Consider the following 22,427-nt stretch of genomic DNA (forward strand, 5'->3'; position numbering starts at 1 on the left):
TAGTAAGGCTTCTACTTTCCAACCCTTCACCTCGTCTATATTATTATACTGGTTTTGCGACTATTAGCGAAGTTCAATAGAAACGTATTTCTGTTCTGTAGGACCGGTGTACTCCGCACGTGGACGAATGATGCGGTTGTCCGCAAGCTGTTCCAGAATATGCGCAGTCCATCCAGACACCCGGCTGATCGCAAAGATCGGCGTAAACAATTCCTGTTCGATCTCCAGTTGGGTATACACAGAAGCAGAATAGAAGTCTACGTTTGGCTTCAGTCCTTTTTGTCCTGTTACCAGTTCCTCGATCTTCACAGACATATCATACAGACGTGTATCATTGTTCATTTCGCCCAGTTCTCTGGACATCTTCTGCAGATGTTTGGCACGTGGATCACCGTTTTTGTATACGCGATGTCCAAAGCCCATGATCTTTTCACGGTTGTTCAGTTTTTCCTGAATAGCCGCTTCCAGACGATCAGGCGTACCGATCTCATTCAACATTTTCATAACGGCTTCATTAGCACCGCCATGCAGTGGTCCCTTCAGTGCGCCAATGGCGGAAGTTACACCGGAATAGATATCGGACAGCGTAGCAACCGTTACACGGGCTGCAAATGTCGAAGCGTTCAATTCGTGATCCGCATGCAGGACGAGCGCTTGGTCCAGTGCTTTGACTGCGGTCTCGGACGGTTCTTCACCAGTCATCATATATAAAAAGTTCTCTGCGATGGAAGCGCCTTCTTTTGGAGCCACAGGTTCTTTGCCCTGACGAATACGGGCGATGGCTGCCACAATCGTTGGCAACTGTGCTTGCAACTTAACTGCTTTGTTTTCATTCGCTTCCGTTGTCATCTCATCAGCTTGCTCGTCGTACAGTGCAAGTGCAGAGATAGCGGAACGAAGTGCTGCCATGGTACTGATGTTTTTCGGATACAATTGGATTTGTGCAATCAATTCGCTCGGAATCGGCGCGTAATCGCTCAGGCTTTTACGAAGGGATTTCAGTTCATCCGTTGTTGGCAATTTACCAAACCACAACAAATAGGCAACTTCTTCAAAGCTAGCATGTTCAGCCAAATCGTCGATATCGTAACCACGGTATGTGAGCACACCGTCTACAATAGAACTGATCGAAGAGGTTGTTGCAACGATGCCTTCCAGACCTTTGGTAGCTGTCATATACATCTCTCCTTTAATAAGCGAAATCAAGAACCATTCCAGAGTGCCATATAAGTGCCAAAATGCACCTATCCTCTTTTTGTAAACATTTTCATTTTAAAATTACCAAATAATACAAAATACGGTTTTCCTATCTGTCAATCGCTATTTACTTATAACATCATACTGGATTTTGTCGTTTATGTGAACATGATGCGAGATCATTCGCACATCAAACTTCTTTATCGGAGTGATAAAGCATTTTTGAAAGCCTTTACAAAAACAAGGTTGACATTTAATGTTTTTTAACCAATCTTGTCTTCTGAGGAACTTTCTATTGCTATATTCTGTAGTACTGAGGCATACTCTAGGCAAAAGAAAGATTCTGGGTAGAGGTACTTCAAAAAGTCCCCTTTGAACGCACACTGTTAGCATCCCGGCGTTTCAAAACCTTGTAAATGCTCTATATTAATTAAGATAGCCATCTATTCTAATACGGCTTCATGAATTATACATAGGTCGGCTTAATTGAAATAAGGAGAGTTGATGCTTGGATAGAATCATATTGAAACGCCTGCTCCGCGGCTTATGGGTTATTATTGCGACCTTTCTGATCGCCGTTGCCATATACTTGCTGTTCCCGCTCTTATACCCTTTTGTGATCGCCTGGATTATCGCCTATGCCATGAATCCATTGGTGAAATTGCTTCAGCATAGAGCACGATTCCCCCGGTGGCTGGCTGTGACCCTCTCATTGATCCTTTATTTTGGAGCCATAGCGGTAGTGCTGTCTGCGGCAGTTACCCGTATGGTGAAAGAAGTCATTTCACTCACGACGAGCTTCGATCTTCATGTTGATGAGATCAAGGACACGTTTGTGCGCTGGACCCAGAATGACACGATTCAGAGCTTGACTGCGCAGATCAATGAATTTTACAAGGAAAATCCCAACTACCAGGAAACCATCAACAGCAATATTAGTAAAACGACCGAAACGGTGGGTACAGCCGTGACAGATCTGGTCACCGGATTTTTCAACATGATTCTGAGTCTGCTGACTTCCCTGCCTAACATGGGCGCGGTATTAATCGTTGTGTTGTTGTCTACATTCTTCATTAGCAAAAGTTGGACCAGGCACAGCATCACCGTATCGGGATGGGTACCCTCTTCCATTCGCAAGCCGATCTCCGACATATGGACTGACCTTAAGAAGGCACTGTTCGGATACGCAAGAGCACAATTGATCATGATCTCGATTACAGCACTATTCGTCATGATTGGACTACTTATTTTGCAGGTCAATTCAGCCTTCACCATCGCTCTGATGATTGGTTTGGTCGATCTGCTTCCTTATCTGGGTGTTGGTCTTGTCATGGTGCCCTGGGCAGCATACCTGTTTATGAATGGAGATCTGTATCTTGGTATTGGCATTAGTGTTATCTATCTGATCTTACTGATTGCCCGTCAGATAATTGAACCGAAGGTACTTGCCAGCAGCGTAGGACTCGACCCGCTCGCCACGCTCGTTGGCATGTTCGTGGGTTTGAAACTTTTTGGCGTACTCGGCTTGATTATTGGTCCTGTCAGTCTGGTGATCCTTGATGCGTTCAATCGTGCTAACGTATTGCGTGATCTCAGAACGTATATCATTAACGGACGTGTCCGATGAGGCTTATCTGCAGGAGCATACAGGTATAATAGAAAAGGCTCCGTTCAACAGAACTATCTGTTGAACGGAGCCTTTTGGCATAGCACAGGTTTCTCATTTCGGACGACGATAAAACGTGATGTTGCCATTTTTCATTTTTTTCTCCAGCCATCCCAGGAAGAACAGACGGTAGACCGGACGTGTTAATGGAAACACAAGTGTGAATCCAATCAGGTCGGTTACAAAGCCTGGAATCAAGAGCAAAAAACCACCGACAAAAATAAAAAGACCATCGACCATTTTTCGTCCAGGTACCTTGCCGCGCTCCATCTCCAATTTGGCGTCTACAAGTACTTTTCGCCCTTCAAACTGCAACATGGCTATACCAATCAAGGACGTGAGAATCATGAGAAGCAATGTCTTTCCGGCTCCAATCCAGTCACTCATCAGAATGAAACCAAATAATTCAATCACCGGAATGATTAATAGTAGAGCCCACATCCATTTTCGCATTGACGAATTACCCCTTTCCCGAAAGCCACACCTTTTCAAGCGCGCTGTATAGCTCAGAAGCTGCTTTATCCAGCCGGACTGGCTTCCAGTTCCCGTTCACCCATACGTGCTGGGTAGAACCTGTAACCAACCGTTCACCGGGGAGTGATTCATCAGCTGTCCATACCCGTTCTCCAATCGCCATATGTTCATCAAGGGCTTCAGACATGCGCCTTACGTCGTACTCATAGTTCAGTCGCAGACCACTAAATGCAGCAATACGGGTGAAAATGATAATCTCATCATCATATCGGGCAGGTTTGTGATACTTCACATCCAGTCCGGTTACGGGAAGCAGTAACCCCTGTTCCTCCATTTTACGATATGTATACCCCATTTGGCGAATCATCTCAGTTCGACCGATTTCAAACCAATTTAAATAGTTCGCGTGATAGACCACGCCCATCTGGTCACTTTCTTGATAGCGTACACGAAGACGTGCCGCATACCAGCTACCCTTGCTCTGCTCTCGCACGTTATTGGCCTCCTTCGCTCTACCATTCATACGTGTTACATCACTGTAAAGTGTCATTAAGATGGAAAAAAAGCAACGGGACAATAACGCCCCATTGCTTCTTTCCTGTTGCTTCTCCATCCAAAAAACGCAATTAAGCGTTGTTTGGAATTTGGCTTACTTTGATCAGGTTGGTAGAACCGGAACGACCCAAAGGTACACCAGCTGTGATCACAACCAAGTCTCCTTCTTTAACCAGTCCGGATTTTACGCCGCCTTCAATTGCGTTTTCGAACAATGCATCTGTGGAATCAACCAGTCTTCCTTTGACAGGAGTTACACCCCAAGCCAGGGCCAGACGACGGGAAGTTCTGTCTTCCGTTGTCACAGCGATGATTGGAGATTCTGGACGATATTTGGAGATCATGCGTGCAGTATGTCCGGATTCAGTCGAAGTAATGATCGCTTTCGCGTTCAAATCTTGAGCTGAAAGGGCAACCGATTGGCTGATCGCTTCTGTTACTGTTGTTTGTTGAGCCACACGTTGCTTCAGATACAGCTCTTGGTAAGGCAGAGCAGATTCTGCTTTTTCAGCAATACGGGACATTGTCAGAACGGATTCAACTGGGTATTTACCCGCAGCTGTCTCACCGGACAACATGATTGCGTCCGTACCGTCGAAGATCGCATTCGCCACGTCACTTGCTTCCGCACGTGTTGGACGCGGGTTACGTTGCATGGAATCCAGCATTTGTGTAGCTGTGATAACCGGTTTACCTGCAACATTACATTTTTCGATCATGCGTTTTTGTACCAATGGTACTTCTTCCGCAGGAATCTCAACACCCAGGTCTCCACGAGCAACCATCAGGCCGTCAGACACTTCAAGGATTTCATCGAGGTTATCGACACCTTGTTGGTTTTCGATTTTGGAGATAATTTGGATATGTCCAGCATTGTGTTTTTCAAGCAGTTCACGAATCTCAAGTACGTCACTCGCTTTACGGACAAAAGAAGCTGCGATGAAATCGACACCTTGCTCAATACCGAATACGATATCGTTAGCATCTTTTTCAGTGATACCCGGCAGAGAAATGGCAACGCCCGGAACGTTAACACCTTTTTTGCTTTTGATCGATCCGCCGTTAACGATACGGCATTTGATCTCGGTGCCTTGCACTTCCACCACAGTCAGTCCGATCAGACCGTCGTCGATCAGAATTGTAGATCCCGGTTCAACATCATTCGGAAGATCTGTATACGTAATGGAAAGACGTTCTTTGGTGCCCAGAATTTCTTCTGTTGTCAAAGTGATGTACTCGTCTTGAACCAATTCAATCGGCTCAACTTCGAGTTTACCTGTCCGAATTTCCGGTCCTTTGGTGTCCAGCAGGATCGCTACTGTTTTGTTCAACTCTTCGCATGCTTGGCGAATCGCTATGATCCGTCCGCCGTGCTCATCGAAATCACCGTGGGAGAAGTTCAGACGGGCCACATTCATACCGGCCATAATCAATTTTTTGGTGTTCTCCAGAGATTCACTGGATGGACCAATCGTACATACAATTTTCGTTTTGCGCATTTTGGGTTTCCTCCGATTTTAAAGGTATATCTCTTTATCTATTTTTCTTTTTCCAACTATTAAATTTACTATACTTTTGCTCATTTGTATAGGAAATTCGTCACATTATTCTGCATTTCCCGACAAATTACTCGCCACATCGACTTCTACCCGCTCTTCAGGGACTTCAACAGGCGCTTGAGGCTCAAACGTGACCGATCCAATTTTACGGAATTTCTCATAACGATCCTGCCTTAACTGCTCTCCGCTCCAACCTTTCATCTCCTCGAGATGACGAACCAGAGCTTCACTGATGAACGCAGCAGACGCTTCATAATCCCGATGAGCACCGCCGCGTGGCTCAGGGATGATATCTTCAATGACTTCCATCTCCAGCAGGTCTTTGGCTGTTATTTTCATCGCTTCAGCCGCTTGATCTGCCTTAGATGCATCCTTCCAGAGAATCGAAGCAGCACCATTCGGAGAGATCGCAGAATAGATCGCATGTTCCAGCATCAACACACGGTTACCCACAGCCATAGCGAGGGCACCGCCGCTTCCTCCTTCGCCGATGACCACAACTATAACAGGAACCGAAAACTTCGCCATTTCCATCAGGTTGCGGGCAATAGCTTCCGATTGACCTCTCTCTTCTGCAGTATTACCCGGATACGCCCCTTTAGTATCAATAAACGTAATAATAGGGCGACCAAATTTGTTCGCTTGTTTCATCAAACGCAGCCCTTTTCGGAAACCTTCCGGATGAGCGCTCCCGAAAAAGCGGGCGATATTGTCCTTCGTATCTTTCCCCCGCTGTTGTCCGATGACGGTTACCGTTTTTCCATTTAACTTGGCAAGCCCGCCAACAACCGCAAGATCGTCTCCGAACATACGGTCGCCGTGCAGCTCAATAAAGTCCGTAAATATCAACTGGATCAGATCCAGAGCAGTTGGGCGCTGCTGATGACGCGCCAGATGCATCTTCTGAGCTGCCGTTATGCCTGTGTAGATCTCTTCTTCAAGTCTATGATAACGTTCTTCCAGGCGGGCAATCTCGTCCGTGAAGTCGATGCCTTTCTCCTGCCCAAACTGTACAAGTTCATCAATCTTTTTGCGCATCTCAACCAGAGGCGCTTCATATGGCAACTCACCCGCCATTTAGACCCCTCCTTTTTCACTATGCATATCCAGAAGCTTGCCAAGAGTGGCCCGCAGTTCTTTGCGGTGGACAACCATGTCCAGCTGGCCGTGTTGCATATTAAATTCAGCCGTCTGGAAATCATCAGGTAACTTCTGACGGATGGTCTGCTCAATAACGATTCTGCCGGCAAAACCAAATACAGCGCCAGGTTCGGCAATATTAATATCGCCCAGACTCGCGAAACTTGCCGAGACTCCACCTGTCGTTGGATCCGTAATGACCGAGATAAACAGCCCGCCCTGCTCATCCAAACGGGATAAAGCTGCGCTTGTTTTGGCCATTTGCATGAGACTGAGAATACTCTCCTGCATCCGGGCACCACCTGATGTGGAGAAAATGATCAATGGCAAACGTTTCTCTGTTGCATGTTCAATGGCACGAGTAATTTTCTCCCCTACAACCGAACCCATACTCCCTGAGAAGAAATCAAAACTCATGACAGCCACAACCACAGGCAGGCCATCAATCGTGCCTTCCCCTGTAATTACGGCTTCTTTCAGGCCCGATTTCAGGCGCTGTTGTTCCAGTTTGTTGCTGTATCCGGGAAAGCCAAGCGGATCAACCGATATCATATCAGCGTCAAACTCAACAAATCCTTGATCATCAAGTACCATGGCAATACGATCCATAGCGTTAAGACGCATATGGTAACCGCAGGCAGGACATACTTTCAGATTTTTCTCCAATTCCTTGCTATATTGAATGGTGCCGCATTTGCTGCACTTGTTCATAAGCCCTTCAGGTATTTCACGTTTTGGGCGTTCTAGGACTTCCTGGCCTTCACCTGGAAGTGCACGCTCGGAAGGTATGGTAGCGTACTTCCGTTTCTTCTGGAATATATCTTTGAACACAACTACACCTCTCCAGCCGTTGATTTGATGGCCGCAACCTGCAGTTCGCTGCTTGAGGCAGCTTCACCCGCGCGCTACGGTAAACCGCTTACGACCCACACACTGCCATGAGCCCTTGTCCAGCATTCACAACAAAAAAATCCGCCGGTACAGGGCAAGGATCAGCGGCTTCTGTCAGCACGATTGATGTTACCTGCAATAACCGAAAGATTGTTGCGCCGATGTTTGAATCTATCTTGGTAGGGTCTCCGGGAGCAACCAGGTCGGTCCTTGTCCTAACAAAAAAAGAAGGAAGGACAGCAGCATACAATACATGCAAGTCGATTCCTCTCTCCGCTTACGCGATTAGTCCCTTATGTACCGATGGTACTTCTTCATCTGCCAAGGCACGTCGATGTCGAACAAATCAGGAATGCAGAATGGAATTCAGCACTTCCTGGACCTCTTCCAATTCCCCAGAAGGGACGCGAATCTCAAATTGCTGCTTGGATAAACTGATGGGACGGGTCTGTACCAGAAAACCTTCTTCCGAAAGCTTGGTCTTAATCTTGTCCGCAACCTTTGCTGTCGGTGCAATGTAAATCACCGTCCACATGCCTTGTCCGCCCCCTAAGCTAATGTTCAGAGCCCGTATATTGGACTAATGATAACATACCTCACTTTTTTTCTGCAAGAAAGGGTTCGGGACCTTTGGGGAGAATTTGGGATCATGAGGGACATTTGTCCCCCACGGACAACTCATATGGTTGACGAAATCTTCTTGGTCACACCTCAACAACAAGCAGCATCAAGCCTACCAGGGCAGCCTCAGCCGCCCTTGATGACTTCATATGAGCCATTGGAGTGACACTAGCATGTAAGCATGGAAATGCAGGGGGTTACAGGTCGGAGGGGTATTTTTTGGCTTTAATATTTTTGTGAGCAATCCGGGCAGAAGCTGCAGCCGCCACCCCTGCGACCAGATCATCCAAAAAGACATGAATGGCGGATGCATGTTCGTTCAAATCATGAATAACACCTATTTTTTCTTTATCCAGATAACCAAAGCTGGTTAAACCGATCATACCATACACATGAGTAATGCCGAGGGCCAGAGTCTCGTCCACTCCATACAAAGATTCATCCGCTTCCATAATAGCCTGTAACGGTTGGGGCAAGAGTTTTTTCTCCGCAAGTTCGTCGAGCGCAATACCTGTATAGAGCGTATATTGCACCTCTCGTTTCTGCAGAACGGATTTCACGCTGGTTACACAGTCGTCCAAGGTCAGTTCCGGGTGGTACCCTTTTTGCAAACGGTATACTATTGCTGCGATGGCATCAATTCGTACACCTCGCCGGGCCAGCATGGCTTCTACGATTTCATATGACATATCTCGACCTCCCGCATCAATCCCCCGAGGACCGCGAGGTCCTTCGGTGTTCTCAAGTGTATGCAGCAAACTGCTAAAATGTTCATAAAATGTGCGGATGCTTGAAACCGTTAAAATAATCAAAAAGAACCTGTTCAGCAGTTCACTGAACAGGTTCTTAGGAGTCTCAAGGGACATTCAAGTTTTATTTAATCTTGACCGTGCCTTCACCCAACATCTTCTCCATATCGGAGAACAAGGTTGGTGATGGCTTAATCCGATAGGCATCACTCAAGGCAAGTAACTTCTGTTGCTGCTCATAGAAGAGAACCGTCGCCACAGGCCCGGGATGCTCCTGAAGCAGCTGCTTCAGTCGTGCCAGAAGCTCAGGCTTCTCTGCATGCGGCGCAATCTTCACGAACACCCGCTGCTCCACCGCCCGCGGTCCGCGGCCCTGCTCCGGGCTGCCAGCCGTCTCTGCGGCACTATCGGCCCGGGACTCTGCCGCCGTGGCTGCGCCCATACCCGCCGCATCGCTGCGCGTCGCTGCTGGGCCTTGGCTTCCGCTGCCATGCGCAGCCGAAGCACCTACGCCTGCGCTGCTCTGCTGCGCTTGGGCTCCTGCGCCCGCTGGCCGCCGCGGCGAAGCCGCCTGCGCCGGGCGCGAAGAGCTGCCGCTGCCGGGCTTGCCGCGCCGGTCACGGCTGCGCAGCTGCTGCTCCAGTGCCGCCGGTGACAGCGGCGCCACCTCCTCAGCCAGCAGCTTAAACCCTTCGTCCTGCTGCTGCACTTTGGCACGCACGACGAGCAGTTCACCTTTCCCGACATGCTGCTGGCTACGCCGCCATACCTCAGGAAAGAGAACCACTTCGCAGCGTTCAATCTGGTCTTCCAGCTCCATGAACGCCATGGCTTTGCCCTGTTTCGTCGTAATCGACTTCACAGACACAACCATTCCCGCGGCCACCGTCATCGTGTCGTCAGCCGCCTCGGTCAGCTCCATGATCCGGTCAGCCCCACTCGATTCCAGCACATCTTCATAGTCATCCAGCGGATGACCGGAAAGATACAAGCCTAACAACTCACGCTCTAGCTCCAGTTGCTGACCTGAGGAATAAGGAGGAATTTCCGGGTATTCGATCTCCCAGTTCGGCGTCTCAACGAAGTCGAACAATTGAATCTGCAGATCCTCACGTTCCTTGCGCCATTTCAGCGCCGCCTCCACCGTCTCATCCAGCATCGCGAGCAATTGTGCCCGGTGCCCAGGCAAGGTGTCAAAAGCTCCTGCCTGGATCAGCGATTCAATCACACGTTTGTTACACACGCGCAGATCGACGCGACGACAAAAATCGAGCAAACTGTCGAATGGTCTCTCCTGTCTTACGATCATGATGCTTTCCATCGCCTGGGTACCGACATTTTTCACAGCAGCCAGACCGAAACGTATCGCACCAGATAATTTTGCCTCATCCGGATTCTCATCAGACATGGCAACAGTCTTCTCCACAGTGGACAATTCACCATGCTCCGCTTGCGAAGAAGAAGTAGAAGAAGTAGAAGCCTCTCGTACCTGATCATCACCATTTTCCGTTGAAGCAGCCGTCACCAATCCCGGTCCCTTCCGGTTGTCGGATGCCTCAGGCATGGATGCCGATGCTTGCCACTCATATCCGCCATCTTCCTCATCCGGTCCCGGCCCCGGGTCATCTGGCAAAGGTGCTTCACCATACTCGGCCTGTCCCGAATAACCATCTTCCTCATGGTCGGAATGCTCCCCAAAGGAACTCCCGTTGCCGGTGGGCACAAAGACAGGCGTAAACAGAATACCGCTCTCATTCACATCCGGTGGGAGTACCTCCATATTCATACGACGGCATTCCACCACGTACTCGGCCACTTTACGATGACTGCCCATTACGGCTGTTAACATCGATGCCATAAAATGAACAGGATAATGTGCCTTCAGATAAGCCGTCTGGAACGCGAGTACGCCGTACGCCGCAGCATGGGCACGCGGGAAGCCATAGTTGGCAAACTTGACGATCATATCATAGACCAGATCTGCCTCTTCTTCGCTATACCCTTGTTTCAGACTGCCCTGTACAAAGTGTCCACGCTCCAGATCCAGTACTTCCCGTTTCTTCTTGGAGACCGCTCTACGAAGCAAATCCGCTTCACCCAGCGAGAAACCAGCCATCCGTGAAGCAATCTGCATAATCTGCTCCTGATACACAATGATGCCATACGTATCTTTCAGAATGGGCTCCAGATCCACGTGCGGGTAATCCACTTCGATCTGTCCATGCTTGCCCTGAATGTATTTAGATATGAACTCCATCGGACCTGGACGATACAAGGCCAATACGGAGATCACATCTTCAAATACGCTGGGCCTCATTTCTTTCAGCACCCGGCGCACCCCGGCAGATTCCAGTTGGAATATGCCCATCGTGTCCCCTCGCCCAAGCATCTCATACGTTAACGCATCATCATCCGGGATAAGACGGAAATCCGGAATTTCTCCATGTTCCCCAATCCAGCGTAGACAACGCTCAATGATCGAGAGGGTACGCAGACCAAGGAAATCCATCTTAAGCAAACCAATCGACTCCAGGTTTTCCATGGAATACTGGGTTAACGCTGTCCCTTCACTGCCCTCCTGTAGCGGCACTGCATCGGTTAGTGGATCACGGGAGATGACCACTCCCGCCGCATGCGTCGAAGCATGACGTGGCATGCCTTCGACCTTCATGGCCATATCCAGCAGCTCACGAGTCTTTGGCTTGGTTTCATATAGCGCCTTCAGTTCAGGTGTAGCCTCCATGGCCCGTTCTATGTTAATGCCGAGCTGCGCTGGAATCAGCTTCGCAGCCTTGTCCACTTCGCCGTAAGGCACATTCAGGGCCCGTCCGACATCCCGTACGGCTGCCCGGGCAGCCATCGTTCCAAACGTGATGATCTGAGCGACATGGGCTTTGCCATATTTATGCGCTACATAATCAATGACCTCATCCCGCCGCTCATCACTGAAGTCAATATCAATATCCGGCATGGAGATCCGCTCGGGATTCAAGAACCGCTCGAAGAGCAGGTTGTATTTCATCGGATCAACATCGGTGATATGCAACGTGTATGCTACCAGACTACCTGCTGAGGAGCCCCGGCCTGGTCCAGTAACAATGCCTTGCTTATGCGCATAGGCGATAAAATCCCAGACAATCAGGAAATAATCCGAGAATCCCATGCTGTCGATTACACCCAGCTCATACGCCAATCGTTGTTCGAGTTCGGATCGAAGCTCCGCGTCTGTCCAACGTGTGGACTGCGCATAACGCTCCTCCATTCCTTCTTCGCACAGTTGACGCAGGTACGCCGAAGGGCTGAGTCCATCGGGGAGTGGTCTGTATTCAGGCAAAATCGATTTGCCGAATTCCAGCTCCAATTCACAAGATTCCGCAATGCGGACGGTGTTGGCCAGAGCCTCGGGCACATGAGGAAACAAACGAGCCATCTCTTCTTCACTTTTCAGATAGAGCTGATTGGTTCCAATCCGAAGCCGTGTCTCGTCATCTACGGTCTTGCCTGTTCCGATACAGATCAATACATCCTGAAGCTCCGCGTCCTCTTCGGACAGGTAATGCGCATCATTGGTGGCTACAAGCGGAATCTCAAGCTCGGCAGCCAGACGAATAAGCTGAGGATTTACCCTTTTTTGCTCCGAAAGCCCGTGATCCTGAAGTTCCAGATAGAAGTCGTCACCAAAGATATTTTTGTAGCGTAACGCCGCACGTCTCGCCTCTTCTTCTCGTCCATGCAGTAAATGTTGTGGTACTTCACCACCAAGACACGCACTTAGACAGATAATGCCTTCGTGATGGGCAGCCAGACTTTCCATATCTACACGTGGTTTGTAATGAAAACCTTCGAGATGTCCAATCGAGCACAATTTCATCAGATTCCGGTAACCCGTCATATTTTTGGCCAGTAAAATCAAATGATGAATCGGCTGATCCTTGCGGCTTCCCCGCTCTTTGCGGGACCCTGCAGTCATGTATGCCTCGCAACCTATAATCGGCTTGATGCCTCGTTCAACGCAGGCTTTATAGAAAGGAATAGCACCATACATCACGCCATGGTCGGTCAGCGCCAGTGTTGTCATTCCAAGATCTGCAGCCTTACCCACGAGATCCGGAATACGCGCAGCGCCGTCCAGCAAACTGTATTCGCTGTGAACGTGCAAATGCACAAAAGAACTCATGTTTTTTCTTCCTTTCGCCGCAGATAGTCGCAGCATCGATCTTCTGATCCGTTTACTGCCCTATCTCTCATATATATGAATTAAATAAATAAAAAATGGAATCTCCTATTAAAATTCGTGACAACCTCTTAAAAGAAGACTTTATTATCCTATTTTATCATAACGCTCGGGGGCACGCCCATACAATAGAAGTACAAGCCGCTCCCCCTGTTACAGACCAACGACAGGAGGTGTGCTGCTGGGTCTGAAAGGGGTGTTGCCAATGAGCACATTTTTGTCCAAAGCCATACTTGATTTCTTTATTGCGTTTGGGATCGTGCTGGGCGGCGCGATGATCGGAGGTATTGGAGCAGTGATCTCTCTTCAGCCTCCGACTCAGACGATGCTCGATATTTCCGGGAAAATAAAAATATGGGCACTTGCAGCTGCAGTCGGCGGCACCATCGATCCCATGCGTGTCATCGAGAGCAATTTCCTGGATGGTAACCTGTCTCCGGCGGTCAAACAAATTCTGTATCTGATCTCTGCTTTTATGGGTGCGCATATGGGAACCGAATTGGTGAAATGGGTGTGCGGCGGAGGCCGGAGCTAACATGAGACAGGAACAGCGTTCATGAGAATTCCGCCATTCTCCCGTTACCGCCCGCTGATGCGAATGACCGCTGTATTTGTTCTCGGAATGATCGCTGGATGTGTCGTCTACAATGGGGTATTTCACCTGAGTTACAATGCGTTGTGGCTGAACAATCAGGAGCTGCAGCTTCAGCTGCATCAGAATGAGGAGGATATCAAAACGCTGAAAAAATACAGTAAACGCCAAACCGTTATCAAGGAAATCAAGGTCCGTGCAGAGGAATCTGATAAGGGGCCGGACGAAGCTTCTCTAAAAGTGATGTTACAGAAGCTCGGGGACGAACTTGAGGTACTTCGGGGCAGAGATGTATTCAACATCGACGAGTACAGCAAAATGACGCGAATCATGCTGAATCAGAAAGTATATACGGTCAGGGAAAAAGAGTATACCGTTCAGGTGAAAACGATGCTGGTTATGGAAGGCGTGTTGCAAGTATGGGTACAGATTCGCCTGCATGTTCCTGCATAATGATGGGATAATAGCAAAAAAACTGCCCTTGTCTCCATCACTGCATGGTACAATAAGGGCAGTAAAAGCTTTCCAGAAAAGGAGCTGCGTCTTGGTGTTCATCGATGTACTCAAATATGCTCTGATCGCTATCTTTGCTGTTGCCATGGTCTTTGCCGCACTGAACAGCATTCGTTCACGCAGAACCTCGGATGCGGCCAGCGCTGGTCTTTACCGCTCTTGGACGAATATCTGGATGGGAGGCATGCTTATTATCCTTGCCCTGATCCTGATGTTTGTGTTCACGGGTTCTACCGTATCTGTCATTGTGGAAGCGCTATTTCTAATTATGGGGGCATACAATGTATTTGCTGGAATACGCAACCGCAGTTATTATGCCCGGCTTCAACAACGTTCGCAGAATGGAACCAGCAAAACCTCAGGACAATCTGCATGATTCACTAGGCCCACCCTATCGTTATGTAAAAAAAGAGAGTACTTCCCTACACCATACGAAGACTGAACACGCACTTATGCGGAATTCAGTAGATCTTCTCGGGTTAGGGGGTACTCTCTTGGTCTATGCCCGGGTTCATTCCCCTGTTAGGCATGGTCAATGGATTGCAATGTCATGACCGCTTTACATACCACACTGCCTTCGCGGGTAACCACAATGTCCATCTTGCACGTTCGACGGCTGGTTTCCAGAATAATCGGTCGAACCAGAATCTGATCTTCAATCTGCACCGGTCGCACAAAATACGTCGTCACATTATCCACCACATGATCGTTCCCTGTAACATCCCAGGCTGCCCGCCGGCCGGCCTGGGTCATCACATTCAAGAGAACACCTTCCGAGATCGTACCCAAGTCCGTAGCCATCTGTGGGATAATGAATCCGTGAAATAACAGTTCGTTCTGTTCTCCGCGTTCCTCGGCAAACCCATTCCAAATCAGATGATCAAACGTCTCTCCCAGTTGGGGCTGCTTCTGAGCATCCCGCATGGCCTGCAGCACTTCCTTGCGTGTGACGGACGCAATCAGTTTGCGGTTCCGATCCACGATGGGCAGAAAGTCGATGCCTTCCCACGTCATGATCTGGGCAGCAGAAGCGAGAGATGTCTGCAATGAGGCCGTAATCGGGCGGCGTATCACGCATTTCTCAATACTCTGATCTGCTGTAAGCTCACTGACATCCTTAAGACTCACAATCCCGATGACCCGGTTCCATTCATCCACGACCGGGAAGCGATGTTCACCCGTCTCCGACACCAGCATATGAAAATCTGCGGCTGAACTGGTGACCTTCAACACCTGCAGGCGAGGTTTCTGACCGATAATATCTTCAACAAGCATAATTTTTTTCTTAATCAGCCGGTCGAAGATCGCACGGTTAATCATTGAAGCCACGGTGAATGTATCATGTCTGGATGAGATAATCGGTAGCCCAAGCTCGTCCGCCATGATTCTTACTTCACGGCTTGTCCCGAAGCCACCAGTAATCAACACGCCAGCTCCCTGTTCGAGGGCAAGCGAGTGAGCATCTTCCCGGTTACCCACAATCAGTAAACTTCCAGCATCAATATACCGGGCCATCGCCTGCTCTTTCATCGCACCGATCACATACTTGTGCAGCGGTTTGGCGAGGCCATCGTTTCCACCCAGTACATGCCCCTCCACAATGGTCACGACATCAGCAAAGGTCAACTGTTCCGACATGCCCCGAGGTCTCTTCTCGATCCGCACCGTCCCAATTCGTTCCTTCGTCACCACTAGCCCGAAGTTCTCCGCCTCTTTCACCGCACGATAAGCTGTCCCTTCACTTACACCCAGCTCTCGCGCAAGTCCACGTACCGATATTTTACTGCCAACTTTCAGTTGTTCAATATGTTGAAGTAACTGTTCATGCTTCGTTACGTTCTCTTCCTGCCCGTCCATCTGTACCACCCCCGAAGATGCATCTGTACTATACTGTACCTATTATAACACGCCGTTAGGAAAATAACCCCACTTCCTATCCCAACCTTATTGGGAAATGGGCTGCTTGAATTCAATCTTCCGATTATTCCCTGATCCTTGTATGTACCAAAAAGACCGGCCCCTTATGTGCAAGGGAATCCGGTCTTGTTCCAAAGGCAGAACCAACTCTGTTGGCCCTGGCATACGGATTGTCATTCTATCCTTTATACAGACTTGCTCCGCTCCTGCTTGTCCAGCAGTTTCATTTCCCACTGCCGCAGTTTCGCCCGACGAACGGCTTCCAGCGCACGCTTCTTCTCCTCATCCACACCGAGAATAAAATGCAGATGTGCGCCAACGATTAATAAAGAGAACAGCACCCATACGATGCCAAAAATATTAACCCAGTCCATTCCTCCGGCAAATGAAATTCGTGGCAGTGCAATAACCAGCATCGACAACGCGATAAGCAGATAGATCACATGTTTTGTTTTTTTCAACCTCTTCACCATTCACAGCTCCTTCGTTCTTGATCGACTCTATATGTCTAGTCTATGAACGATAAGGAGGTAATATGAAAGGTTCAGTAAGAAAAACAAGACAAGCGTTTACGCTTCTGCGCCACCATACAGATGACCCAGGCTGTCTGCAATAATTTTGTTCACGTCTTCAATGATCACACTGAGACGACGCTCGGCATCAAACAAACGACGGATGTTCAGATTCAAGCTCAGTACTTCAAACAATTTTTCCATTTTCTCCATCTCATCCGGAGCCGGCATATCCCCGCTCATCATACGTTGTTGCAATTCCATTTGTTGATCACGGAAGTTATCCAGCATTGCTTTTGCATCCGGATCAGCTTCAATCAGCTTCATCGCGGAAGTAATCTCTTCCACCTCGCTGCTTTCTCTCAGTGCTTTGGCCAAATCATTGGCTTTGTCATAAATGTTCACTATTATTCCTCCTCAGATTGGTTTGTTCATCCGTGTTAATACACGCTTTTCTCCGCTGTCAAACAAGGACGATCTGAAACAGGCCATCCATAACCTGCTTCGAATCAAATGCATTTAATCCATATAGGTCAATCACCAAGGGTTATATGTCCTCATATGATGAAGCACATGCCATGTTCAGATGCCGTTCAACTTCGAGATCAGACATCAAGTTGCCGCCCGGAAGGAGATCCGTGATGTCCACTAAAAAAGTAACGATTCAGGTTACCGGCTCGGGCATCCTGCAGGACGACGTCATCATGTTGGGCGAAGGGGTACTCAAGTCGCTTAAGATCCCTTCAGGAAGGCCACTTCAGCTGCAATTCGGCTCTTTCCGCCGTGAAGTCACTGTCATTCCGGTACCAAAGTATGACGGGCTGCGCATTAATCAGACGGTTGCCAGCAAGACCGGCCTTGTTCCGCGTTCGGTCCTGCGGGTATCCTATCGTTCAGCCAGCCGTACGCTTCGCCTTGGACCCTACATCAGTGTTCTGGTTAGCCAGGATTATCCCGATCAGCCCGATCGGCCCTTTGGCTCCATCACGATGTTCTGTCAAGAACTGGTGAACGCCTGCCGTAAGAAAGGCGCCTATGTATCCTTTTTCACACCGGAGGATATTGGAGCGGTAACGGGTTATATGAAAGGCTGGGTGTATGATGACGGCTGGAAAAAGACTGTTCTGCCTGTAGCAGACGTCGTCAATAACCGGCTAACGTCCCGCAAGCTTGAGAACAAACCTAGCGTACAGCATTTTATGAAAGAAGTAAAATCGCTCTACGGCACGCAAACCTTCAACGAAAAGTTTCTGGACAAAAACGAAGTATTTGATGCACTCAAGTCCATTTCAACGCTTAAACGAGTTCTTCCCGAGTCGCATTTGCTCAAGACATCCACCATGCTCAAGACGATGTGCAATCGACATCCGGTTGTATTTCTCAAGCCAGTACGTGGTTCATTGGGCAAAGGCATCATCCGGGTCTCACGTCAGACGGACGGAAGTTTCCTGACTCTGGCGACTGGTGTCGGGGGTACCCGGAAACAAACGTATGCTTCTCTGGATAAACTGTATGCCAGTATGTCTGGAAAAATGAAAACAACGCGTTACCAGATCCAGCAAGGGCTGACTCTCATTGATCACAGTGGCAGACCCGTGGATTTCCGTGCACTTGTGCAAAAAAACCGCACGGGAAAATGGAGTGTAACCTCCATCGTAGCCCGGATTGCTGGTGGGAGTCACTACGTATCCAATCTGGCACGCGGTGGAAGCCTCAGCACCGTCAAGGAAGCTGTTGCCAAAACACAGTTGTCCGGATCTACCAAAGCTTCCGCATATGCAGGATTGCACACCGCAGCACTGGATATCGCCAAAGGGATCGAGAGTGCCATCCCTGCCCACTTTGGAGAACTGGGTATTGATCTGGCCCTGGACTCCACTGGACGCGTATGGCTGCTCGAAGTCAACTCGAAACCTTCCAAGAATGATAATACACCACTGAGTGAGAGCAAGATTCGTCCTTCCGTCAAAGCCATGCTTGAATACTCTACGTACTTGGCCGGGTTTTGAAAAGTTATCCCATTGAAGAGAGGTGCAGCGTAATGTTTCCATCATCTCAGACCAAGACACTGGCCATTCTGGTACGTGCAACCGAAGGCTCGCCTCCCTTCACGGATGAACTTTTCTGCCGTCGTCTCAGTGTGGGAAGTATGCGATATGCCCTTCAGGTTATTGTGATTCCTATATCGGTTGATGCAGACCCTTACCCTCTTCAAAGGGGATATACCTATGACCAAGGGAAGTGGAAGGTGGTCCCTATTCCTGCACTCGACCTCATTATGGACCGTTGTCTTCGTCCCCTCCCCAGGAGCGTCAGACAACAGATTGAGAAAAAGTTATCCGCCAATGGTGCGTATAAACACCGTTATTGGTCCGCTTCCCTGCCAGGAAAATGGGAGGTACATCGAGTGTTGTCCCGGAATGCTGAATTGCGGGCACGCCTTGCACCCACAACCCGGATAGGATTGCATATCCCTTGGGAAACATGGCTGGAACATTGGCCCATGGGACTGTTCTTCAAACCTCTTTCAGGGACGCATGGCAAGAATACCTTTCGCCTGTCTCGCGGCACCATTCCGTCAACTTGGATCGTGGAGGGTCGCAACGCGAACAATGAGCACTTTTATCTTACATTTAATAATACCCAGGCCGTATCTTCCTGGCTGGAATTACAACAGTCTGAGCGCAAGATGATCGTACAGCCGTATCTGGACCTTAGCCATCACGGAAGAGCGTTCGACATACGGGCTCTTATGCAAAAGAATGGGCAAGGTCGCTGGACGCTTACCGGATGTATGGTGCGAGAAGGACCCGAGGGTTCACTTACATCCAATCTTCACGGAGGAGGAAGGGCATATCCTGCGGAGGCCTATTTGCTCCAGCGATATGGAACGGTCCGCACGGAAGCTCTGCTCGAGAGCCTACAGCAGACTGCCGCTCTTATCCCCACCCTGCTGGAGAGCCGTTTCGGCAGGCTAGCTGAATTGGGGCTTGATTTTGGAGCAGATGCAGAGGGCCAACTCTGGCTGATCGAGGTCAACTCCAAACCAGGCCGTACCTCATTCGCAGAAGCGGGTGACCGACGCATGCATGCCTTGACATATACCCGTCCGCTTGCCTATGCCCGTTATCTGTTGCAACAACATGTTCTCACGGACGTCATTCGTCCAATGAAAATGCCGAATACATCCAGCAAAGCTGGCCTGAAACCCATCCCGATTCACGGCGGCTGAGGCCCGCAGCGCCCGCTTGCCATGGAGCACAAGGATCTTTTCAGGATAGGAGGATAAATCATGAGTTTGACCTTTTGCAATCTGCATTTCACCAAGCAACCAGATAAAGTGGTTTATGTATCCAACGCTTTAATGAAGAGCCTCAACCTGTCCGGCAAAAAAACGGTGCACCTGCGCTTCGGGCGTGACCGGGTGCCTGCGACGATCAAACCAATCAAAAAAGCAGGTAAACATCTCTATCTCGCCTCAGGTATCCGTAATCTGATGAATGTTCCCAAAAGGGGCAGTATTTATCTCCGTAACTTGCAGAATGATGAAGTTCAGTTAGGCCCACTGATCGGCGTACTCTCCGACGGGCCTTCGACAAGCACCAATCCATTCGGTTCCCGTACAGGTTTCATCAAACAGTTGCTCCGTGAAGGTAGCCGTAAATCCTACATTTACGCCTTTACTCCTCGGGATATCAATTGGCAGAACGAGACCGTATCCGGTTTTTTCCTGAATGATAACGGAAGCTTCACACGCAAAACAGTACCTCTGCCCGATGTTGTCTACAACCGATTGCCGAGCAGACGCTCAGACTTCTCACCAGCAATCAACCAGCTGCGGGAACGATTTGTTCGTCGAAAAATTCCGTTCTTCAACTGGAGCTTCTTCAACAAATCGGATATCTATACGTTGCTGGAGAACGAGCCGGCAGCAGGACGGTATATCCCTGAATCGATTACCAATCCGTCGGTGGAACAGATGAAAGAAATGCTGGAACGCCATCAGTTTGTCTACTATAAGCCTACTGCCGGAAGTCTGGGGAACGGGATCTATCGCCTGACCTATTCGCCCAAACGTGGATATTTCGCACGTTATCGTAAAAAAGGCGGCAACGCACTCCTGCGCTTCGGATCTTTCAACAGTCTGATGCGTATGCTTCAGGGAAGACATGGTAAACAACTTCGCGGATATGTTGTTCAGCAGGGAATACGGCTGATCGAGATTGATGAATGTCCAATTGATTTTCGTTTTCACATGCATAAAAATGGTAACAATCAATGGGTTGTTGTCGGGATTGGCGCCAAGAAGGCAGGGCGTGGCAGCGTCACAACACACATCAAAAATGGTGGCTCCCTAATGACTCCTGAGCAGGCGCTCAGTCGCAACTTCGGCGATCGTGCGGGAGAAGTTCTTCAACATGCCAAGTCCGTCGCTATTACACTGGCCCAGGCGATTGAAACTCAGCACCAGCATCTGATTGGTGAGATTGGCTTTGATCTGGGCATTGATCAGGAGGAACATGTATGGATGTTCGAAGCGAACGCCAAACCCGGGCGCTCCATTTTCCGTCACCCTTCACTCCGGGTGGAGGGAAAATCGTCGGTGGAGCACATTTTGGAACACTGCCTGTATTTGAGCAAGTTCCGGAAGAAGGAAGGCATTTGATGAGCCTTCATGATGATTTCAAACCTGTCATTGCTGTTTTGACCATGCATGATAATCAGCGGATGTTCAGGGGGAATCATCAAAATTTTCAGGATATTGTGCAGACAGGCGAGAGTATGGGATATGTAGTGTACGTTGTAACTGTGCGGGATCTGGACGTAAGTGGTCCCACCGTGAAAGGATATACGTACAACAAGGGGAGTGGAAAGTGGGTTTCACAGCTTTTCCCCCTTCCCCATGTGCTGTACAATCGTATTCCCAACCGGGAAGACGAAGGAAAACCTTCCGTTCAGCGCAAAATTGACGAATGTATGCAGTCTGGAATCGAACTGTATAACCCATTCTTCTTCAATAAATGGAATCTGTTCGAATGGCTCAAGAAATCCAAATCGACTCAGCAACTGATCCCTTATACTCGGCGGATGCGAAGTGCTTCTTCTCTGGGTGCCGTTCTACGGACATATCCCTATCTGTACCTCAAGCCCGAGAGCGGCAAAGCTGGAAAAGGAATCATGATGCTTAAATTCCAAGAAAAAGAGCGCCTTCCCTATCGGCTGAAAATTCAGACCACACGGAAAAACACGACCTATAAGACGGCTACACTTGCCAAGTTATGGGCACGAATTCGCAAAGAAACCGGACGTACACCCTATATCATGCAACAAGGCATTGAACTGGCCTCTTCTCGTAAACGTCCCTTCGATCTGCGTGTTCTTGTTCAAAAGAACAGCAAGGGTCAATGGAGCGTATCCGGTGTAGGTGCGAGACTTGCTGGCTCCCGCAGCATCACAACTCATGTGCCGCGCGGCGGTAGCGTAGAGGATCCGGAGAAGCTGCTGACTGAACTTTTTGGTGAAGAAATGACAACCACCCTGATGAAACGTGTGAAATCCACTTCATTGATGATCGCAAGACAGGTGGAACGAGGATCGGGTTACACGCTCGGAGAGATGTCCATGGACCTGGGCATTGATGACCTGGGGGAAATCTGGTTCTTTGAAGCCAATGCGAAGCCCATGAAGTTCGATGAACCACAGATCAGACGGCGGTCACTGGAACGCATATTTCATTACAGCGCCTATCTTGCCCGTCAGTCCAAACGATGATAGACAGGAATACTTGCAAAAAGAAGGTGATTGTT

Annotated in this window: 20 protein-coding genes; 8 read left to right on the forward strand and 12 right to left on the reverse strand. The window is 49.0% G+C overall.

Annotated features, from left to right (window positions below; genetic code table 11):
* Nucleotides 1-63: 63 nt before the first annotated feature.
* Complete coding sequence (gene citZ, locus FS628_RS04835; protein WP_145319545.1) at nt 64-1,176, reverse strand: citrate synthase; 1,113 nt, start codon at nt 1,174-1,176, stop codon at nt 64-66.
* A 529-nt stretch (nt 1,177-1,705) separates the two neighbouring features.
* On the opposite strand from citZ, the gene ytvI reads away from it, so the two are divergent.
* Nucleotides 1,706-2,824, forward strand: a complete 1,119-nt coding sequence (gene ytvI, locus FS628_RS04840; protein WP_145319548.1) for a sporulation integral membrane protein YtvI — start codon at nt 1,706-1,708, stop codon at nt 2,822-2,824.
* 93 nt (nt 2,825-2,917) lie between these two features.
* On the opposite strand, the gene FS628_RS04845 is transcribed toward ytvI, so the two are convergent.
* The 8 genes from FS628_RS04845 to FS628_RS04880 form a co-directional block, all read right to left on the reverse strand.
* Complete coding sequence (locus FS628_RS04845; protein WP_145319550.1) at nt 2,918-3,316, reverse strand: FxsA family protein; 399 nt, start codon at nt 3,314-3,316, stop codon at nt 2,918-2,920.
* Nucleotides 3,317-3,323: 7 nt separating this feature from the next.
* Complete coding sequence (locus FS628_RS04850) at nt 3,324-3,860, reverse strand: acyl-CoA thioesterase (RefSeq protein WP_145319553.1); 537 nt, start codon at nt 3,858-3,860, stop codon at nt 3,324-3,326.
* A 103-nt stretch (nt 3,861-3,963) separates the two neighbouring features.
* A complete protein-coding gene (gene pyk, locus FS628_RS04855) occupies nt 3,964-5,391 on the reverse strand; it encodes a pyruvate kinase (protein WP_062833547.1) in 1,428 nt (475 codons plus the stop codon).
* Between the two features lie 105 nt (nt 5,392-5,496).
* A complete protein-coding gene (locus FS628_RS04860; RefSeq protein ID WP_145319557.1) occupies nt 5,497-6,528 on the reverse strand; it encodes an acetyl-CoA carboxylase carboxyltransferase subunit alpha in 1,032 nt (343 codons plus the stop codon).
* Nucleotides 6,529-7,422: an acetyl-CoA carboxylase, carboxyltransferase subunit beta gene (gene accD, locus FS628_RS04865; protein ID WP_145319560.1), complete on the reverse strand. Its 894-nt coding sequence runs from the start codon at nt 7,420-7,422 to the stop codon at nt 6,529-6,531. It lies immediately after the preceding gene.
* A gap of 406 nt (nt 7,423-7,828) precedes the next feature.
* Nucleotides 7,829-8,017, reverse strand: a complete 189-nt coding sequence (locus tag FS628_RS04870) for a hypothetical protein (protein WP_017689496.1) — start codon at nt 8,015-8,017, stop codon at nt 7,829-7,831.
* 283 nt (nt 8,018-8,300) lie between these two features.
* On the reverse strand, nt 8,301-8,792 hold the full coding sequence (locus FS628_RS04875; protein WP_145319563.1) for a phosphatidylglycerophosphatase A family protein: 492 nt from the start codon (nt 8,790-8,792) through the stop codon (nt 8,301-8,303).
* A 184-nt stretch (nt 8,793-8,976) separates the two neighbouring features.
* Nucleotides 8,977-13,029: a DNA polymerase III subunit alpha gene (locus FS628_RS04880; RefSeq protein WP_145319566.1), complete on the reverse strand. Its 4,053-nt coding sequence runs from the start codon at nt 13,027-13,029 to the stop codon at nt 8,977-8,979.
* Between the two features lie 262 nt (nt 13,030-13,291).
* Between FS628_RS04880 and FS628_RS04885 the strand changes: the two genes are divergently transcribed.
* The 3 genes from FS628_RS04885 (at nt 13,292) to FS628_RS04895 (ending at nt 14,567) form a co-directional block, all read left to right on the forward strand.
* The gene (locus FS628_RS04885; RefSeq protein WP_026081169.1) at nt 13,292-13,621 is read left to right on the forward strand and encodes a YtrH family sporulation protein; all 330 of its coding nucleotides are present in this window, start codon (nt 13,292-13,294) and stop codon (nt 13,619-13,621) included.
* 21 nt (nt 13,622-13,642) lie between these two features.
* Nucleotides 13,643-14,131, forward strand: coding sequence for a hypothetical protein (locus tag FS628_RS04890; RefSeq protein WP_145319569.1), 489 nt, complete (start codon nt 13,643-13,645; stop codon nt 14,129-14,131).
* Between the two features lie 94 nt (nt 14,132-14,225).
* The gene (locus tag FS628_RS04895) at nt 14,226-14,567 is read left to right on the forward strand and encodes a YtpI family protein (protein ID WP_145319572.1); all 342 of its coding nucleotides are present in this window, start codon (nt 14,226-14,228) and stop codon (nt 14,565-14,567) included.
* A 146-nt stretch (nt 14,568-14,713) separates the two neighbouring features.
* On the opposite strand, the gene FS628_RS04900 is transcribed toward FS628_RS04895, so the two are convergent.
* The 3 genes from FS628_RS04900 to FS628_RS04910 form a co-directional block, all read right to left on the reverse strand.
* Entirely contained in the window at nt 14,714-16,048 is a 1,335-nt protein-coding gene (locus FS628_RS04900) for a DRTGG domain-containing protein (RefSeq protein WP_145319575.1), read from the reverse strand.
* Nucleotides 16,049-16,293: 245 nt separating this feature from the next.
* Complete coding sequence (locus FS628_RS04905; RefSeq protein ID WP_440131244.1) at nt 16,294-16,581, reverse strand: hypothetical protein; 288 nt, start codon at nt 16,579-16,581, stop codon at nt 16,294-16,296.
* A gap of 96 nt (nt 16,582-16,677) precedes the next feature.
* Nucleotides 16,678-17,025, reverse strand: coding sequence for a YlbF family regulator (locus FS628_RS04910; RefSeq protein WP_036609862.1), 348 nt, complete (start codon nt 17,023-17,025; stop codon nt 16,678-16,680).
* 236 nt (nt 17,026-17,261) lie between these two features.
* On the opposite strand from FS628_RS04910, the gene FS628_RS04915 reads away from it, so the two are divergent.
* Genes FS628_RS04915 through FS628_RS04930 form a run of 4 tightly spaced genes read left to right on the forward strand, consistent with a single transcriptional unit; the run spans nt 17,262 to nt 22,392 of the window.
* Entirely contained in the window at nt 17,262-18,629 is a 1,368-nt protein-coding gene (locus tag FS628_RS04915; RefSeq protein WP_145319580.1) for a YheC/YheD family endospore coat-associated protein, read from the forward strand.
* Nucleotides 18,630-18,661: 32 nt separating this feature from the next.
* Nucleotides 18,662-19,852: a YheC/YheD family endospore coat-associated protein gene (locus FS628_RS04920; protein ID WP_145319583.1), complete on the forward strand. Its 1,191-nt coding sequence runs from the start codon at nt 18,662-18,664 to the stop codon at nt 19,850-19,852.
* A gap of 60 nt (nt 19,853-19,912) precedes the next feature.
* The gene (locus FS628_RS04925) at nt 19,913-21,286 is read left to right on the forward strand and encodes a YheC/YheD family endospore coat-associated protein (protein ID WP_145319586.1); all 1,374 of its coding nucleotides are present in this window, start codon (nt 19,913-19,915) and stop codon (nt 21,284-21,286) included.
* Nucleotides 21,286-22,392, forward strand: a complete 1,107-nt coding sequence (locus FS628_RS04930; RefSeq protein WP_145319589.1) for a YheC/YheD family endospore coat-associated protein — start codon at nt 21,286-21,288, stop codon at nt 22,390-22,392. The genes FS628_RS04925 and FS628_RS04930 overlap by 1 nt, the downstream gene beginning before the upstream one ends.
* Nucleotides 22,393-22,427: the final 35 nt, after the last annotated feature.

Origin of the sequence: Paenibacillus xylanexedens (assembly GCF_007676705.1) — a bacterium.
GTDB lineage: Bacteria > Bacillota > Bacilli > Paenibacillales > Paenibacillaceae > Paenibacillus > Paenibacillus xylanexedens_C.